Raw genomic sequence first — 17,371 nt, 5'->3', positions numbered from 1 at the left:
GTGGCTAAGGCTCCATCACGGTCTCTGGCTTCCGGTGCAGCACCAGAGCCGCGGTAGTCAGGGTCATGTTGGCGGCGCTGGCGGCTGTAGTCAGTGCCGCTTTGACCACCTTGGCCGGGTCGCTGATGCCAGCCCGCCGCATGTCAACCACTCGCTCGCTCAAGACGTCAAAGCCATATCCAGGGCCCCGACGTCGGGCGGCATTAATGACCAGAGGTGGGTGGTGGCCCGCACTCATGGCCAGGCGCCTGATCGGCTCTTCCAGGGCCCTTTCCACGATGGCGACACCCAGGCTCTCATCGCCGTTGGCCCTCAGCCGCCGCAGCGCCGAGGTGCAGGCCAGCAGAGCCGCCCCGCCTCCGGGGACCATTCCCTCCTCGGCGGAGGCGGAGATGACCAGGAGCGTGTTCTCCACCTGCTCCCTCAGCGCCTTTCTCTCTTTCTCCCCGAAGGCGCCGATCTTGAGGATGGCGACGCCCGCGCTCAGGTGGGAGAGGCGTTCCCGGAGCTTCTTGTAGGTGTCCTCGCTCAGGTCGCTGAGCTTCATCTCCTGTCGAATCTGGCGGATGCGCTGGCGGATGTCGGCTGACGAGCCCGCCCCTCCGGCGATGATGGTCTCCTTCCGGCGCACGATCACCCGCCGGGCCCGACCCAGGTCCTCCAGCCGGACGTCCTGCGACCCAAGGCCCTGCTGGGCGAGTAATATCCTGCCCCCAGTCAGTACGGCAACGTCCTCCATGGAGGGGACGCGCTGTTCGCCGAGAGCCTCGACCTTCACGGCCGCGCATCTGAGTTCGCCCTTCTGATTGTTCACCAACAGAATGGCCAGGGCGTCGGCCTGCAACTGATCGGCCACCACCAGGAGCGACTTGCCCCCGGCCTCTTTCACGATGTTGATGACGGGGATGATATCGCGGGCGCCCTGGAGCTTGTTGCTGGTCACATACACGAACGGCTGCTCCAGGATAGCCTCATGCCGAATGGTATCGGTCTCAAAGTGGGGTGAGAGGAGCCCCCAGCGCAGACGAGCCCCCTCGACGTACTCCCTCTCCAAGTAGGGAGCGGTGAACTCCTCCACCGTGATGGCCCCATCTGCCCCCACTAGGTCCACCGCCTCGCCGATGACCCGGCCTAGCGCCGGGTTGCCGGTAATGGCTGAGGCCAGGGCGGCGTAGTCGTCCTCTCCTTGCAGAGGAGTGGCCATCTCGCTGAGTCGGGCGCAGACGGCGTTCACGGCCCGGTCGATGCCGCGGCGGAGGAGCTGAGGGTTGTAGCCAGCGGCCATGAGGCGAGTGGCCTCGGTGAGTATGGCTCCTGCCAGCACCGCCGACATGGCACTCCCATCACCGACATCCTGCCGCACCTTCCAGATGAAATGGCGGGCCAGCATGGCCCCCGCGTCTCGGGCGGCTCCGGGAAGGGCGATGATGCGCCGGCTGATGGTGGCGGCATCGCCGATGAACTCAGGCTCGCGGCGGAGGTCGGCCTGGTGTACGACGAGCCCCGCGCGCGGGCCATAGGTGACTGCTGCTAGCTCAGCCATCTCGGTGAAACCCCGCCGGAACTCGGCGAGCGCCTTCCGGCCGAAAAGAACGTCCGGGCGTGAAGCCATCCTTCTACTCCCCCCTCCGACAGGAACATGACCGGCACGCGGTTGCGGCCCCGAAGATGCTGATGAGTCTAGCACAGCGCCTGCACGGCCGGCAACAGGTTCTCTGTCATTTGCGGCCGAGGGCCAACGGCAGGCCGATCTGTGCCGGCGATCGGCCGTCTTGCCAGAGCTCCGCTTTCGGCCATCGGGTGGCCCCAACACCGTCCCCGTGCCGGCTGCCCGAGCCCGGGACTCGTCCGATGGTGCAACCTACCGGCGCCTCTCGCGGGCTGTGAGCCCCACGGTCGCTCCCAGTGCGGCCACAGCCAGAAGGAGCGAAGGCACTAGTAGCGGTGGACGGTAGACGAGCTCGATAGTGTGGCTACCAGTCGGCACGTGCACCGCGGTGAACGCCAGGTCGGCGGGCCAGACCGGCACGGGGTTGCCATCGAGGGTAGCGCTCCAGCCTGGGGCGAAGGGAAGGGAGAGAACGAGGTAGGTATCTTCGCGTACCGCTATGCCGAGGCCAATCCGGTCCGGCTGCCAGACCGAGAAGTGCAGATCCGGGTCAGGACTCGTGGCCGCTACCTGGGGGGCCTCACCCTCAAGCACCACAACGCCCGTCGGGTCAAAGTCGGGGGCCGAGACGATGCCCGCCGACTCCTCCGGACCTGCGGCCGACACTGACGCCGGGACCACGACGGCCAGGGGGTAGGCTGCGGTGTTCAGGTAGATGTCTACCTCGGGGTCCTCCCCGAAAGCAGGCACGAAGTTGTGCTCGGGCGGAACCACGCCCTTAGCCACCACCAGGTACTTGGCTCCTAGGAGTTGGTAGAGCCTCGAGCTGCGGTCCCCGGTGAGCTCCAGGAAGCTTTGGTAGCGGGCCAGCTCCATGGGATTGGGGACCCCGCGGACGTGCTCGATTTCGTGCACGCAGCCGAGGTTAGGCGGCCAGAGGGACCACGCACTCGGGTCCACGTCGACTCGGTGCGGGTAAGGATCCGTCTTGAGGAAGCTCACCGCTTCTTGATGCTGGAACGCAGTCGCCGGGCTGGAGCGACCAAGGTCAAGGTACGCCCCGGCGGAGAACAGGTCCAGGAACGTGAGGGCAATGGCCGCTCCCATCCAGGTCTGGCGTCGAACGGGTAGCAGTAGCGGCACACTGCACAACACGGCGAGTGAGGCACTCAGGAACAGCGCTGCCCGCGACAGGCTGCCAACCACACCCCAGGCGCGGGCGAAAATCACCGGGTCACGGTCCTGGAGCAGCAGAAGGGCCAGCAGGGAGGCCGCAAGGGCAGCAGGCAAGGCATACAGGGCCACCCGAGCAATTGCCCTGGCGAACCGCGCCGACGAGCGTCGTAGGCGGGCGCCGCTGGACTGGGCTAGGGAGTGGCAGGCCATCGCCGCCAGGCCCGCCAGGGCGAAGTCGGTCAGGTACAGCGCCCTCGCCGGGGCCCGGAGCAGCCCCAGTCCGGGCACCAACCGGAACAGCCAGCCGTGGACCGGGAGGGTATCGCCCAGGGCCAGGGCGAAGAAGAAGACAGCCGCCAGGGAGAAGAACCGGGCCCAAGGGCGATGAACCAGTCGCCAGGTGGCAAAGAGGGCCAGAAGCAGCGGCAGCAGTCCGAGGTAGCCCGTCTCGACACGATCACCCAAGCCCCAGTATTGGGACGGATCCCTTCCGGTCAGGTCGGGAATCAAGAGGCCCAGGGTGCGAAACGGCGTTAGGGAGTAACGCGAGGCTTGCCAGTAGGTGAAATCAGCGCGAACGGTGTGACCGCTGAGCACCAGAGACGGCACCATGACGGGGGCAGACACGGCTGCCGCCACCATGGCGGCGACCAGCAGAAGGGCCAGAGGCCAGAGCCCCCGCCTTCCCTGGCGAGCCATCACTCCTACCCAGGTGCGGTGTAGGGCCAGCAGCGCCAGGAACAGACCGTTGTAGATCGTGGGTTGAATGTGGCCGGCCAGAGCCGATATCCCCAATGTCGCCCCTGCCCAGCCGGCCAGCGCCGCCGATTGCCGCTCCAGCGACTGAGCGAACAGCAGGAATACCAGGGGAAGCCAGGCGGCCACCGCGATCAGGTTGAGGTTGCCGAAGTGCATCACGAATATGTCGGAGAACATGAAGGCGGTGGCACCGAGGAGGGCGGGACCTCTGCCTAGGCCAAGCCCGGGAAGATGGTGCAGACAGGTGAAGGTGAGCCCGCCGGCGAGCCAGAGATGAAGCACGCTCATGGCCTGCATGTCGGGATAGGTGAGACGGGGCTGCAACAGGAACAGGGCCAAGTTGGGCGGGTAGAGCAAGCCATTCTGGACATCGCCAATGAACGGCATACCGGAGAAGACGTAGGGATTCCACAGGGGAATCTGCCCCCGCTGCAAGGAGCGAGCGGCGAAGGTGTAGTACGGGTAGAGGAAGGAGGCTAGGTCGCCCCCGCCAGCCGGAGCGAAAGCGTCGCCGGTCACCAGCCGCCAGTGAAAGCCTACGGCCATGAACCCGAGGAGCAGCCAGGCGCTTAGGTCCAGTGCTACGGCCGACCGACGGAGCCGCGCGAAAGAAGTGGCGACAGCTAGGAGCAAGAACGACAGGTAGAGAAGGATCAAGCTGCTGGCCTCAAGGGACTGGGCGCGATTATAGGCGGTCACCCCGGGACAGGCAACGGCATCAGGGGGCCCTACTTGACGTCGGTTACGGGCGGCGCTATAAGAAGACTGTCGTTGGCATTCTACGCGAGACTGTGATTGCGTGGTCCCTGAGTTGAGGAGGCAGCAGTTGGAGTTGAGTCTCGGCCGGCTGGCTGACGGTAAGGTGGAGTTCGGCTCGCTCACCCTTCAGTGGCTGGTCCACACCGAGCGCACCTCGTACCGGCTCCTGAACCTGGTTGCCACCCGGGATGCAAACGGGGTCACCCTGGCCACCGAGACTGGGCTGGGCTGGGACACTGCCGTTTCCCGAGCGTTCCGCGCCAGGATACGACTGGAGCCCCGCCCTGCGGGGCTGGACTACTGGGTGACGGTAGCGCACCCGGAGCGGGTGCGCGCCGTGAAGACGGTGGTGCAGGGACTGCCCTCCGGTTCTCTGCGTTGCGTGACGGAGGACGGGCATATTCGCATCGGCGCGCGCCATCGCCCGCGCGAATACCCGACGGATTGGGCGACGCCTTTCGTCTGGCTGCAGCCGGACAGCAGCGGAGTTCCTCGATTCGTGGCCCGATGTGTGCCGGAGCCGGTGTCCCGCAAGGCTTTCTCGGCTCGCCTGCGGCCGGAGGGCGACACCGAATTGATGCTCTACGAAGAAGCCTATGCCCCCAGGTACGGAGCCGAGTTCTCCGGCAGCCGTTGGCGGCTACGCGCCACCCGCTCCTTGATGACGGAACTGGAGGAGCACGGCTCGGAGTTGGCGGCCGTTCGCGGGCTCACCCGGTTCGACTGCCGTCAGGATGTGCCCCCTTGGGCTCGCTCTTGCGACCTGGTGATCAAGCTTAGCGGCGTGGACTTCAACGGTCTGGTGCACCTCGACTTTGCCCGCATGATCAAGGCTCTGAAACTGCTTTCCCGGCACGGCAACCTTAACCGGGCAGTGATCTACCTCGTGGGTTGGGATGGCCCCTTCATGAGGGACTACCCCAGGCTGGAGCCGGCGAGAGAGCTGGCGGTCAGCGCCAGCTTACAGGACGTGGTAGGAGCGGCCCACGCCCTCGGCGCCAAGGTGGTGCTCCACGTCAACCCAGTAGCCGCTTCGGAGTCAATAGCGATGGACCCCGCTCGTCGTTCCTGTCAGGCGGTGGGCTTCTACAGCGGGCCAGTAACCTATCCGGCGCGGGACTGGGATGGCGATGGGTTTGTTGAGAGCGGCTGGGTCCTGATGAACCCCTGGTGCCAGCCTCACAGAGGCTGGGTGGTCGAGAACTGCGAGCGGTTGGTGCGCACCTATGGGGTAGATGGCTTCTTCCTAGCGGACATGCAGATCTACGCGCCCGATCCTAGGGGCGACTTCTATGCTGGCTGGAAGGCTCTGGTACGCGAGCTGTGCGACATAAGCGAGGACATGGTGCTGCTGGGGGACGGGCATGCGGACTACGTGCCCAGCCTCACTCCCATCTTCGAGCCTCACTGCCGGGCCGACTCGGCCGAGTTCCAGCTCGCTGTTGGCCGGTGGGGTCGAAGCGTGGCCTATTCCGCCGTGGCCGATCCCCTCAATCGGGCGGGCGCAGGACCGCTGGTCCATGCTCAGCACCGCCCCCTTAAGGGGGTGAGCCCCAATGTGCTGCCCGCGGTCACCATAGTGCGGGAAACGCTGAGCACGGCCATGGAAGAGGTGTACGCTGCCCTGGAGTGGGCCCGCAACTGGGATGCTCTATACGGCGCTGACCGAGCAGTCTACGCGGACCCTAAGGGAGCGGCCGCGTAGCGCGTCTTCAGGCGTCTCAGCTGCTCTCTATCCCCGGGCAGACGCAGTGTGCCCTGCCGTGGCGCAGGGCCGCGTTACCTCCACCAGACGGCGGAGGTGAGCGGCGGCCTGTTCCAGATACCTTGTTGGGCCCAGCCCACCTTCGGTGAGAATCCGCAGCCGCTCTCCAGGCTCCACTTTGCGCATGGCCCTGATCCTGATCCCGAGCCAGGTCTCGCACATGAAGAGCGGCAACGCCTGTGCCTCCTGAGGCAATAGGGGCCACACGGACTGGTACGCCCGCAGGAACGTGTGCGCCCCCTGGTCATCTGGGGTCCATTCTTGTACCAGGGACCAGATGCTGTCGGGGTCTATGGGGGTCTCCCGCCGGAAGGCGAAGAACTGCAGTGCCTCGCCCACGTCCACTAGGCGGGGCTGGTACGAGGCCCAGTCGAAATCGAAGATGCCGCCGACCTGTGAGCCGCGAAACATCACGTTCGCCGGAGTGTAGTCGCCGTGGATGATGACGCGGGGCAGGGAGGCAACCAGCTCCTCGGTCAGCTGCTCTCGGAGGGCTTCGGCGGCCACTAGCATCCCTTGTGCCTCATGTATCCGGTCGTGCCCCGCCTCGGCTGCCTCCAGGGCTCGCCTGAGTGTCTCCGCCATGGTGCCGATCTCGTGCTCACGTCTCCAGGGCTTATGTCCCTCGGGACGCAGGTGCTCTGTGACGCGATGAAGGCGGGCCAGATGCTGGGCGGCTGAGGCAATCTGATCGGGATCCCCGGGGTGGAACTGCTCCAGCCCCTCGATGAAGGGGAAGGCCTCGTAGGCCACCGCGCCCTGGCGCAGCCATGTGGCTCGCGCCTGATAGCCCGAGGCCGGCTTGGGGCGACAGGGCAAGGGAGCCACCGTGGGTAGGCCCGCCTCTGCCAGTCCCCGTATGAGGGAATGGTCGAAGGCGACCACGTCGTCCGCAGATGACTGCGGCCTTCGGGCTCGGAGAAGGAAGCATCCCCTGTCTGTCTCCACCAGGACCTTGGGGGCGGCCGTCCCCCCGCCAGGCCGGAGAGAGCGCACGGCCCCTATGTCGAAGTGAGCTAGGATGCGCGTCCAATCGGGGGGTTCGGGCACGGTCATCGCGTTCACGGAGTTCTCCCCTCGGTCAGATCCGGGCTCCGGGACGAACTGGCCAGGCGAGCACGCAGTTCGTGGAAGACAGCGAGGTACTCCGGGGTCCGGTAGTCGGGATAGGTCCAGGGCCAGGGCTCAAAGGTGCCGCCGCGATAGTGCAGGGTTACTTCGGCGTAGATGCCCTGGCCTAGGTAGATGCGATGAGCGTGATCCTTGGTAGTAGCCAGCACCAGTTTGGCCAGAGTTAGGTAGCTAGGGTCGAGGTTAACCCTCCGGTTTCCGCGGAGGCGATAGCGCTGCTCGACCGAGTTGGTGAGAAGCTTGGCCGTCGCCAGGCCATCTGGAGGGAACGGGTCGGAGAAGGATAGGAAGCGGCGGAAGATGGGAGTGCCCAGCTCGTGGTCGTAGTAGGTGGTCTGGGTGAAGGGTATGAGAGGGCTGCGATAGTCAATCGGCCCGAACAGCTCTGCGAGCTCCTTCGCGACGGTGCCCATTAGCGCCTCATCGGCGCTGAGCATACCCACCACCAGGCGCGCCGGAGGCGGCCGATGCGGCTCACCCATGGCAAAAGCCCTCCCTTGCACGCTATGAGAAGCCGAGGCCCTTCTGCCGGAGGCTCACGAACCTCCCCCCAGCCACGATCAGATGATCGAGCAGTTCGATCCCTAGCAGGTTGCCGGCCTGGTAGAGCCGCTGGGTGGTCTGCACGTCCTCCGGTGAGGGCGTGGGGTCGCCACTAGGGTGGTTGTGGACCACGATCAGTCCTGGGGCGTTGCGTCGGAGGGCCTCTCGAAAGACCTCGGCAGCCCGGACGGGCGAGCCGCTGACTGTGCCACGGTAGACCTTCTGGATGGCAAGCACCTGGTTCTTGGTGTCGAGAACCAGGACTCGCAGTTCCTCCTCGGTAAGGAGGCTCATCTCGGTCAAGACCAGGCCTGCGGCGTCGCCCGGCCCTCGGATCTCCGGTTTGAGGTCGTCCACCGAGGCGGCCAGCCTGATCCCCAGTTCCAGCGCGGCCCGAATCTCGCAAGCCTTGGCGATACCGACACCATAAACGGCGGCGAGTTCTTCCACCGAAGCTCGAGCCAGCTCGGACAACCCGCCGAAGTGGGTTACGATCCGGGTGGCCAGACTCACGGCGTTCTCGCCGCGGGAGCCGGTCCGCACTATGATGGCGAGCAGCTCCGGCGTGCTTAGGACTCCCGGGCCGTAGGCTTGGAGCCGCTCGCGGGGGCGCTCCGTCTCGGGCAGCTCCTTGATGGTGGGCGAGTAGCGGCGTTGCGGGTCTTCTGGATGCATGGAGCGAGTCCCCAGTGTGCTTGAGGGGATTCTACCAGGAGAAGATGTAGGCTGTCATGCGAGGGAGAGTACATGGCGGATCAGGACGCAAGACCGGCACTGACGGTATACATGATCGGCAACGCACACATAGACCCGGTCTGGCTGTGGACCAGGTCTGAAGGCCGGCAGGTCACGCTCGACACCTTTCGCACCGTGGTTGACCTTCTAGCGGAGTACCCGGAGATGCTGTTTACGTCGGCACAGGCCCAGCTGTATGCCTGGGTGGAGGAGGACGATCCGGTGCTCTTCGGGCGAATCCGGGAGTTGGTGGCGGCCGGTCGCTGGCACGTGGCGGGTGGCATGTGGGTGCAGCCCGACTGCAACCTCCCCAGTGGCGAAGCATTCGTGCGCCAGCTTCTCTATGCCCAGCGATACTTCCATTCCCGCTTGGGCGTTCGCGCCACCGTGGGCTACAACGTAGACAGCTTCGGCCATGCCGGCACCTTGCCCCAACTGCTGCGAGGCGCTGGAATGGACTCGTACGTATACTTCCGGCCCGACCCGCGGCGGGAGGTGAGCCTGGACGAGGAGCTGTACTGGTGGCAGTCGCCCGACGGCTCCCGGGTTCTGGCTTGCCGCCCGCCCAACCACTACGGCACCTGGGCAGGAGAGATCGAGAACTGGATCGTGAGGAGCGTGGTGCACGCTCCGGAGCGCGCCGGCGGCGTGCTCTGCTTCTACGGCGTCGGTGACCATGGTGGCGGGCCGACCCGGGCCAACCTGGACTCGATCAGGGCCGTGGCCGCTCGTCAGGACCTGCCCCAGATAAGGCATGGTTCCCTGCGGGAGTTCTTCGACCGGGCTGCCGCCGCGCGGGACGATTACGGAACCCGTCGCAACGATCTGCAGCACCACGCTCCCGGCTGCTACTCGGCGGAGTCGAACGTCAAGCGCTGGAATCGGCGGGCCGAACAGAAGCTGGTCGCGGCGGAGAAAGCCAACGCGGTGGCGTCGGCTTTGGCGGGCGGGCCGGTTGCCGGGAACGGCGCCTTCGAGGAGGCGTGGCGGCTGGTTCTGTTTAGCCAGTTCCACGATATCCTGGCGGGAACCTCCATTCCCGAGGCCTACCGCGAGGTGGCCGAGGATCACGCCGAGGCGGACCGAATGGCGGAGGGCGTGGCACGGGCAGCGCTGGCCAGGCTGGCGGCGGTCACGGATTGCCGGGGCGAGGGGGAGCCGACGCTGGTGTTCAACCCCTGCTCCTGGGAGGCTACTGCCCTCATCGAGCTGGAGGGAGAGCCAGAGGGCGCCATGGTCGCCGGTTCACCCGTTCCGGCACAGCGGGCTCATGACGGCAAGCTTCTGGTTCGAGCGTCGGTGCCCGCCCTGGGTGTGGCCTGCATCCACCTGGCGGCAAGCCCGGGTCAGGCAATCGTGCCGGAGGGACCGGCCCGGGCGCGGGGGAGTACGCTGGAGAACGGCCGGTGGCGGCTGGAGGTCGACCGTGCCACCGGAGAGTGGATATCGCTCTTGGACAAGAAGGAGGGCGTGGAGGTGCTATCGCAGCCGGGCAACGCTTTGGTGGTGCTGGACGACCCCAGCGACACCTGGAGCCACGGCGTGACTGGCTACTACACGCAGGTGGGGCGGTTCGGCGAGGCCAGCGTAGAGGTGGTGGAATCAGGACCGTTGCGGGCGTCGCTCCTCGTCCGGCGGCGGTACGGCCGCTCCTGGGCGGAAGAGCGGGTCAGCCTCCATGCGGGTGAGGGGCCGGTCGCGGTACAATTGACGGTGGATTGGCACGACACGCGCAAAGCGCTGAAGGTGGCGTTCCCAGTGGCCGTCGAGTACCCGGTGTGCACCTACGAAGTGCCCTATGGCGTCACCATGCGGGTGCCCAACGGCGAGGAGGAGCCCGGGCAGACCTGGGTGGATGCTACCGGAGTGGCCCTGGCCCGGGATGGGCGGCCGGTGCCTTACGGAGTGAGCCTGATCAGCGACTCTAAGTACGCCTTCAGCATGGACGAGAGGATCCCCGTTCGAGGTCGCGAGCGAACCGATACGGAGCTGCGCATGACCATATTGCGGTCGCCGCCGTACGCGTTTCACGATCCGCGACCGTTCGACCCCACTGAGACGTATGCCTTTATCGACCAGGGGGAGCAGACGGTGCGGTACTGGCTGCTGCCGCACCGCGACTCGTGGCGCGAGGCCGGGACAGTTCGCGAAGCTCACCGCCTGAATGCCCCCGTGCTGAGACTTCCGGTGGCCCCGCGCCAAGGAGGCCTGCCACCGACGTGGTCCTTCCTGGAGTGCCCGACGGACGGCGTGGAGGTGGGGGCCCTCAAGCGGGCCGAGGACTCCGAGGCACTGGTGATCCGCCTGGTGGAGACGTGCGGGCGGGACTGCACCGCTCGACTGGGGTTCCCTTTGTGGGGGGCGCTGCTGGAGGTCCCGCTAGGGCACTACCAGATCAAGACGCTCGCGGTAGAAGCGGCCGAGGGCAGCCTTACGGCAACCGAGGTGAACTTACTTGAGGAGCCGGTTCCAGGAGGTTTTTCCGCCTCGTTGCGGCTCTGAGGCGCGCCTTCTGGCGCTCGCATCATGGGTCGGTTGGAGGGGTAGTGGACGTCAAGCTCATAGCTATCACTAAGTATCTCGGGGGCCAGGGCACACCCGAGGAGCTCATCGAGCAGGCCGGCCGGGCGTGCTATCGCAGTGAGCCCAGAGGCAACGCCGGGGAATTCATACGCCGGCGCATTTCCGAGGGACACGAAAGCATCATTGAGCACGCATCGGCCACGTTTGACATAAGCGGGATATCGCGGGCGTGTAGTCATCAGCTGGTGCGGCATCGCATTGCCAGCTACAGCCAGGAGAGCCAGCGTTACGTGGACATGGCCGATCCGGAATTCGTGGTGCCTCCTTCGGTGGCGGCTGACCCTGAGGCTTCGGCGGCCTTCGAGCGGTTCTGCGACACCGTGGGCGCGGCGTACCGGGAGCTGCGTGAGCGGGGAGTGCGCAAGGAGGACGCTCGTTTTGTGCTACCGAACGCGACCGCCACGCGCATCGTGGTGACCATGAACTTCCGCTCCTGGCGGCACTTCATCAAGCTCAGGGGCCTGGACCCGGCAGCGCAGTGGGAGATCAGGGAAGTGGCGTGGCGGGTGCTGGAGGCATTGCACGAGCAGGCGCCAAGCGTGTTTGGAGATCTGATGGATGAACGAGCGAGAAGAACGGCCTGACCTGGACACCTACTTCATGCGCATAGCCCATGTGGTCGCTACCCGGAGCACGTGCCTGCACCGCCAGGTCGGAGCGGTGATAGTGCGGGGGAAGCAAGTCGTATCCACCGGGTACAACGGGGCAGCGGCCGGACACCCTCACTGCCTGGACATCGGCTGTGCTCGCGAACACGTGGCGTCGGGGAGCAACATGGAGCTGTGCCGCGGGGCGCATGCTGAGCAGAACGCCATCAACTTCGCCGCCAGGTACGGGATCGCCATCGAGGGGGCGACCCTGTACTCGACTGTGTATCCCTGCTCGGCCTGCGCCAAGAGCATCATCAACTCGGGGATCGCGCGAGTAGTATACGAAAGCAGTTACCCCGATCCGTTGGCCAAGGAGATCCTCTCTCTCATACCGGTGGAACGGTGGCTTCCGGAGGTGACCGATGCCTGCGCCCGATGAGATCCGGGAAGAGGCGCGGTCGCTGAGAGAGTTCCTCAACTACCACGCCTACCGCTATTACGTCCTGGACCAGCCAGAGATCAGTGATGCCGAGTACGATCGGGCTCTACGGCGTCTGGAGGAGATCGAGGCCGAGTACCCAGAGCTGGTGACCCCGGATTCGCCCACCCAACGGGTGGGAGGCAAGCCCCTGCCTCAGTTCGAGACGGTCAACCACGAGCTTCCCATGCTCAGCCTCGACGATGCTTTCGACGTCCGGCAGGTGCGGGAGTGGTTCGGGCGCGTTCGCCGCCTGCTAGGCCTGGGGCCCGAAGGCCAGGTAGAGCTGGTGGTAGAGCCCAAGGTGGATGGCCTGGCCATCAGCCTGCTATATGAGGACGGTGTGCTCACCCGGGGCGCCACGCGCGGCGACGGCTTCACCGGGGAGGACGTCACCGCGAACGTCAGGACCATACGCTCCATTCCTCTTCGTATACCGCCGGGCGATGGCCCGGAACCTCCGCCCTTGCTGGAGGTCCGGGGCGAAGTCTACCTTTCCCTGGAGGCATTCGAACGACTCAACGAGCGCCGTGCGCAGCGGGGCGAGCCGGTGTTTGCCAACCCCCGCAACGCGGCCGCAGGCTCCGTCCGGCAGCTGGACCCACAGATCACGGCTCGCCGTCCGTTGGCGTTCCTAGCGTACGGAGTGGGTCGGGTAGAGGGCGTAACATTGCGGTCGCAGTGGGAGGCCCTCCGGCTGGTGGAGAAGATGGGGTTGCCGGTCTCGGGCGACGCGCGGCTCTTCGCCACCATCGAGGCGGCGCTTGAGTACTGCACCAACTGGATGTCTCGCCGAGAGGAGCTTCCCTTCGAGGCCGACGGAATGGTACTCAAGGTCAACGACTTCGAGCTGCAGGACCGCCTGGGGGTGGTGGGTCGGGCGCCGCGCTGGGCCATCGCGCTCAAGTTCCCGCCGCGCGAGGAGGTCACTCGGTTGATTGACATCGGCGTCAACGTGGGTCGTACCGGAGTGGTGACCCCATACGCCGTGCTGGAGCCGGTCAACATCGGGGGGGTGGTGGTGAAGCAAGCCACTCTGCACAACGAAGACTACGTCCGCAGTCGCGACATACGCATCGGCGATTTCGTGACTGTTGCCCGCGCCGGTGACGTGATCCCTCAGGTAATCGGTCCCATCATCAGCCGGCGCACGGGGGAGGAGAAGCCCTTCGTCATGCCCTCGCGGTGCCCGTCGTGCGGCGAGCCGCTTACGCGGCTGCCAGATGAGGCGGCCACGTACTGCACCAACTCAGCGTGCCCCGCTCAGCTGGCCCGGCTCCTGGAGCATTTCGCCTCCCGCGGGGCGATGGACATTGAGGGTCTGGGCGAGAAGGTGGCTCAGCAGTTGGTGAGAGCCGGCCTGGTGCAGGACGTTGGGGACCTCTACTCTCTCACCGAGGAGAAGCTTCTGCGCCTCGAGGGGTTCGCGGAGAAGAGAGCCCGGGGGCTGCTGGCCGCAATCGAGTCGTCGAAGCAGCGCCCGTTCTGGAGAGTGCTAACCGCTCTCGGGATACGTCGGGTGGGCACGGTGGTAGCTCAGGCCCTGGCGGAGCACTTCGGTTCCATTGACCGACTGGCCCGGGCCAGCGAGGGGGAGATCGAGGCGGTGCATGGCATGGGGCCTCACACTGCCGCCGCCGTGAGGGGGTGGTTCTCTCAGGAGTCCAACCGACGAGTGGTGGAGAAACTGCGCCTCGCGGGGGTACGCCTGTCGCAGGCCGGGCAGGCCCCCAGGGAGGGGCCACTGGCGGGCCTCAGCTTCGTGCTGACGGGGAGGCTCCCTGACCTGAGCCGGGCCGAAGCTAGCCGATTGATAGCCGAGGCGGGCGGCAAGGTGACCGAGAGCGTCTCGAGCCACACCGACTACTTGGTCGTGGGCGAGGATCCGGGATCCAAGCTCGACCGGGCCCGCGAGCTGGGTGTCAGCATAATTGACCAGGCGGGGCTGCGTCGGCTGTTGCGCGTTGAGGGGGATTCAGGCTGAGCCGTCGAGCTTCAGCTCGGCAGACTTGGTCACACCATTATTGGGCCTGACTGCCCCTTCCGTAGCCGGGAGCAGGCCTGCAGGGGGATCAGACATGGCTGACGGGAAGATCAGGGTGGGTGTCATCGGTGCCGGAGCGATCGCGTCTCAGGTACATATTCCGGCGTACCTGGCTGTCCCTGGGGTGGAAGTGGTGGCGGTGGCGGATCCCAAAGAGGGACGGGCGCAGGCCGTGGCGGACCGGTACGGCATACCTCAAGCTTTCACCGACTACCGCGACCTGATCGCGGGCAACGGCATCGATGCGGTGAGCATCTGTAGTCCAAACGCCTTTCATGCGGAGCAGACCATCGCTGCCTTGGAGGCGGGCCTTCACGTGCTGTGTGAAAAGCCCATGTCCGTCAGGGTCCCTGACGCCGAGGCCATGATCGGGACTGCCGCCCGGACGGGCAGAGTGCTCCTCATCGGTATGACGAACCGCTTCCGACCGGACACGGCGGCGTTGCGGAAGTACGTAGAGGATGGGCTTCTGGGAGAGATATACTATCTCAAGGCGGGGTGGCTGCGCCGAACGGGAATCCCCGGGTATGGCTCCTGGTTCACCACTAGGAAGCTCTCCGGAGGGGGCTCACTGCTGGACATTGGCGTGCACTACCTGGACCTGGCCCTGTGGGTGGCGGGATTCCCCAAGCCCGTTTCGGTGACGGGGATGACGTACGCCAAGTTCGGACCCCGGGGCATGGCCCTGGGTAACTGGGGTGCCGACATCTACCGAGAAGGGAAGCAGACCTTCGATGTAGACGATCTGGCCACGGCCTTCATCCGTTTCGAGAACGGAGCGGTGCTCACTCTGGAAGTCTCCTGGGCTGCCTATGTCAGCGAGCAGGGAGAGAACTACCTGCGCTTCCTGGGCACCGAGGGTGGCGCCGAGATCTCCTCGCGCTACGGCAAGGACTACCCGGTGCGATACTTCGGCGAGCGGCACGGGACGCAGTACGACTCCACCATCTACGTCAGTCCCGGCCAACGACCACACTGGACCGAGATCGCCCACTTCATAGCCTGCGTCCGCGGGGAGTGCGAGCCCCTCGTGCGGCACGAAGAGGCGCTTACCGTGGCCAGGATACTGAATGCCATCTATGAGTCGGCTGAGTCTGGGGAAACGGTGAAGATCGCATAGCAGACGGCGCTGGCGGCGTTGGGAGCCGGCCCACCCGGGCCGGCTCCGCGTGCGCTGGCGGTCGGGCGCAGTGAGACCGGGCTCGCCTCCGTTAGCGCTACTTCGAGGGTTCTGATACATTACCAGCATATGCAAACTGGCAAGTCTGGTGTTAGGCTCCGTCTCAACAGCCCGTGGTTGCCGGCGCTGCTGGTGGTGCTCGTCCTGCTCCAGGCGACCAACCCGGCGCTCGTCTGGCAGTACATGATGACGGGCGTCTTCCTGGCCAACGTGGTATCTGCCTACTGGGCACGAGAGCTCCGGACCCGGCTCTATGCGCAGCGACGAGTGCTGTGGTCCTGGGCCCAGGTTGGGGACTTGCTGGAAGAAGAGTTCGTCCTGGAGAATGACTCCTGGCTTCCGGTGGTCTGGGCGGAAGTGGTGGACCACTCCACCGTGCCGGGATACGAAGCGGCGCGGGTGGAGAGCGCTCCCGGCCGGGGCCGGCGGTCCTGGCGGACGCGCTCAGTGTGCCGACTGCGAGGGCACTTCCAGCTCGGCCCCTGGGAGTTACGCACGGGTGACCCCTTCGCGATCTTCGAAGTGACCCACGTGTTCGATGACGTTCGGGAAGTAGTGGTGTTTCCGCCAGTAGTGCGGGTCCCCCAACTCTCCCTACCTAGGGGCGTGGCCAGCGGAAGCTCCCGGAGCCGGGCTCGCGCCCGGGAGACCACGGTGGACGTGGCCGGGGTCCGCCAGTACGTGCCCGGGGATAGCCTCAGCCACATCCATTGGCCCACCGCGGCCCGGATGCGCGAGCTCTACGTAAAGGAGTTCGACCGCGAGCCCAGTGGCTCTCTCTGGATCTTGCTCGACCTGGACGCTCGGGTTCAGGCGGGACAGGAAGAGGAGAGCACAGCCGAGTATGGGGTGATCGTGGCCGCTTCACTGGCGCACATGGTCCTGAGGGACAACCGGCCCGTGGGCCTGTTCTGCGACGGCAACGCACGCGTGCTCATCCGACCCAACGTGGGGCTGAACCACACTTGGGGCATCATGCGGGCGCTCACTGCGGTGCAGCCTGGCGAGGGCGCCACTCTGGCGGAGGCGCTAGAAGAGTGGGCGCGGATGGCGTCGCGGGAGGCCAGCCTGGCCGTGGTCACTCCCTCTACGGATAGCTCGTGGATGGCTCCTCTCACCCGGATCGCTGCCAGGGGCCTGGTGGCCAGTGTAACCCTGGTGGACGCCTCGTCCTTCGACGGTCGCGAGCGGGGCCTATCTGGAATGATGGAAACGCTGGCGGAGCTTCGCATTCAGGCTCGCGTGGTGAGGGCGGGAATGGAGTTCGAGCACCTGGTGCCGCTCGCTTACCGCGGAGTGCCTCGGTTCCGGGTGGGTGCGACCGGGAAGGCTTACCTCGTTACGGGCCCGGCGCCGGCGAACCCATGACGGCCCTCGATCTCCCCTTCCGGTCTGCCGCGCAGAGGGGACCCCGTTCGGTGACCTCTCGCTCGGGTGATGTTCTCTCTCTCGTTCTGGTGTTGGCGCTGGCGTACTGTGCCGCTGGGGCCATCGATGAAGTAGGCTGGGCGGAGGGCACCGGCTTCCTCATCTGGGATGCACTTCTGGCGGTACTGCTGGCTTACGTCCTGGCTCTATCCCCCTTGCCCGGATGGATGGCTGCGCCCATAGCGGTGGTACTTGGTCTTGAGTTGATCCTGATCACCGTGGGAGGGCTCTGGCCGCCGCTTGCCTACGTGCGTTTGGACTTGGCTCAAATTGGTGGTTGGTGGGAGGCTCTGCGGTGGGGGCAGTGGCAGGGCTTGGGCCCGCCGGCTCCGGAGACGCTCGCCTACGTAGAGCGACAACTGGCGGGCATGTTCTACCGGGTCTGGGTGTGGTTCTGGCGAGCCTACTTTGGCCAGCAGAACGCAGACCGCCAGGTATGGCTCCTGCTGGTTTCCGTAGGGCTCTACTCCGTCACCCTCTTCGCTAGTTGGCAGGTATTCCGGCAGTGGCGGGCCTCGCTGGGGATGGCGGTGCTAGGTGCGGCTCTGAGCATCAACAGCTTCCTGGCTTCCCAGCGCCCCACCTGGGCCC

Annotated in this window: 13 protein-coding genes; 8 read left to right on the top strand and 5 right to left on the bottom strand. The window is 65.9% G+C overall.

The window, feature by feature from the left end; translation table 11 throughout:
• Nucleotides 1-4: 4 nt before the first annotated feature.
• Nucleotides 5-1,612 (bottom strand): chaperonin GroEL, encoded by a 1,608-nt coding sequence (groEL, locus tag HPY83_17490; GenBank protein NPV09739.1) that lies wholly within the window; start codon nt 1,610-1,612, stop codon nt 5-7.
• A gap of 249 nt (nt 1,613-1,861) precedes the next feature.
• Entirely contained in the window at nt 1,862-4,201 is a 2,340-nt protein-coding gene (locus HPY83_17485; protein ID NPV09738.1) for a YfhO family protein, read from the bottom strand.
• Nucleotides 4,202-4,370: 169 nt separating this feature from the next.
• Here HPY83_17485 and HPY83_17480 point away from each other — a divergent pair, with 169 nt between their 5' ends.
• Entirely contained in the window at nt 4,371-6,008 is a 1,638-nt protein-coding gene (locus HPY83_17480) for a hypothetical protein (GenBank protein NPV09737.1), read from the top strand.
• A gap of 27 nt (nt 6,009-6,035) precedes the next feature.
• Here HPY83_17480 and HPY83_17475 read toward each other — a convergent pair whose 3' ends face one another.
• The 3 genes from HPY83_17475 to radC are packed head-to-tail and all read right to left on the bottom strand — an operon-like array spanning nt 6,036 to nt 8,417.
• The gene (locus HPY83_17475; protein ID NPV09736.1) at nt 6,036-7,133 is read right to left on the bottom strand and encodes a phosphotransferase; all 1,098 of its coding nucleotides are present in this window, start codon (nt 7,131-7,133) and stop codon (nt 6,036-6,038) included.
• On the bottom strand, nt 7,130-7,681 hold the full coding sequence (locus tag HPY83_17470) for a DUF4416 family protein (GenBank protein ID NPV09735.1): 552 nt from the start codon (nt 7,679-7,681) through the stop codon (nt 7,130-7,132). The genes HPY83_17475 and HPY83_17470 overlap by 4 nt, the downstream gene beginning before the upstream one ends.
• Before the next feature lie 22 nt (nt 7,682-7,703).
• Nucleotides 7,704-8,417: a DNA repair protein RadC gene (gene radC, locus HPY83_17465; protein NPV09734.1), complete on the bottom strand. Its 714-nt coding sequence runs from the start codon at nt 8,415-8,417 to the stop codon at nt 7,704-7,706.
• Between the two features lie 72 nt (nt 8,418-8,489).
• Here radC and HPY83_17460 point away from each other — a divergent pair, with 72 nt between their 5' ends.
• The 7 genes from HPY83_17460 to HPY83_17430 all read left to right on the top strand — a co-directional run.
• The gene (locus HPY83_17460; GenBank protein ID NPV09733.1) at nt 8,490-10,979 is read left to right on the top strand and encodes an alpha-mannosidase; all 2,490 of its coding nucleotides are present in this window, start codon (nt 8,490-8,492) and stop codon (nt 10,977-10,979) included.
• Nucleotides 10,980-11,023: 44 nt separating this feature from the next.
• A complete protein-coding gene (thyX, locus tag HPY83_17455; protein ID NPV09732.1) occupies nt 11,024-11,644 on the top strand; it encodes an FAD-dependent thymidylate synthase in 621 nt (206 codons plus the stop codon).
• Nucleotides 11,619-12,089 (top strand): dCMP deaminase family protein, encoded by a 471-nt coding sequence (locus HPY83_17450; protein NPV09731.1) that lies wholly within the window; start codon nt 11,619-11,621, stop codon nt 12,087-12,089. The genes thyX and HPY83_17450 overlap by 26 nt, the downstream gene beginning before the upstream one ends.
• Entirely contained in the window at nt 12,073-14,112 is a 2,040-nt protein-coding gene (gene ligA / locus HPY83_17445) for an NAD-dependent DNA ligase LigA (protein ID NPV09730.1), read from the top strand. The genes HPY83_17450 and ligA overlap by 17 nt, the downstream gene beginning before the upstream one ends.
• A gap of 94 nt (nt 14,113-14,206) precedes the next feature.
• The gene (locus HPY83_17440; GenBank protein ID NPV09729.1) at nt 14,207-15,292 is read left to right on the top strand and encodes a Gfo/Idh/MocA family oxidoreductase; all 1,086 of its coding nucleotides are present in this window, start codon (nt 14,207-14,209) and stop codon (nt 15,290-15,292) included.
• Between the two features lie 177 nt (nt 15,293-15,469).
• Nucleotides 15,470-16,720 (top strand): DUF58 domain-containing protein, encoded by a 1,251-nt coding sequence (locus HPY83_17435; GenBank protein ID NPV09728.1) that lies wholly within the window; start codon nt 15,470-15,472, stop codon nt 16,718-16,720.
• A gap of 50 nt (nt 16,721-16,770) precedes the next feature.
• On the top strand, nt 16,771-17,371 hold a 601-nt coding region (locus tag HPY83_17430; protein NPV09727.1), incomplete at its 3' end, for a hypothetical protein.

The sequence above is a fragment of the Anaerolineae bacterium genome, from assembly GCA_013178015.1.
Taxonomy (GTDB): domain Bacteria; phylum Chloroflexota; class Anaerolineae; order DRVO01; family DRVO01; genus Ch71.
This window is presented reverse-complemented; position numbering and strand designations above follow the sequence as displayed.

Bases quoted from the DNA above. Each gene is read 5' to 3' on its own strand.
- groEL (NPV09739.1), bottom strand. From the start codon at position 1,612: ATGGCTTCACGCCCGGACGTTCTTTTCGGCCGGAAGGCGCTCGCCGAG.
- HPY83_17470 (NPV09735.1), bottom strand. From the start codon at position 7,681: ATGGGTGAGCCGCATCGGCCGCCTCCGGCGCGCCTGGTGGTGGGTATG.
- HPY83_17440 (NPV09729.1), top strand. From the start codon at position 14,207: ATGGCTGACGGGAAGATCAGGGTGGGTGTCATCGGTGCCGGAGCGATC.
- ligA (NPV09730.1), top strand. From the start codon at position 12,073: ATGCCTGCGCCCGATGAGATCCGGGAAGAGGCGCGGTCGCTGAGAGAG.
- HPY83_17460 (NPV09733.1), top strand. From the start codon at position 8,490: ATGGCGGATCAGGACGCAAGACCGGCACTGACGGTATACATGATCGGC.
- radC (NPV09734.1), bottom strand. From the start codon at position 8,417: ATGCATCCAGAAGACCCGCAACGCCGCTACTCGCCCACCATCAAGGAG.
- HPY83_17450 (NPV09731.1), top strand. From the start codon at position 11,619: ATGAACGAGCGAGAAGAACGGCCTGACCTGGACACCTACTTCATGCGC.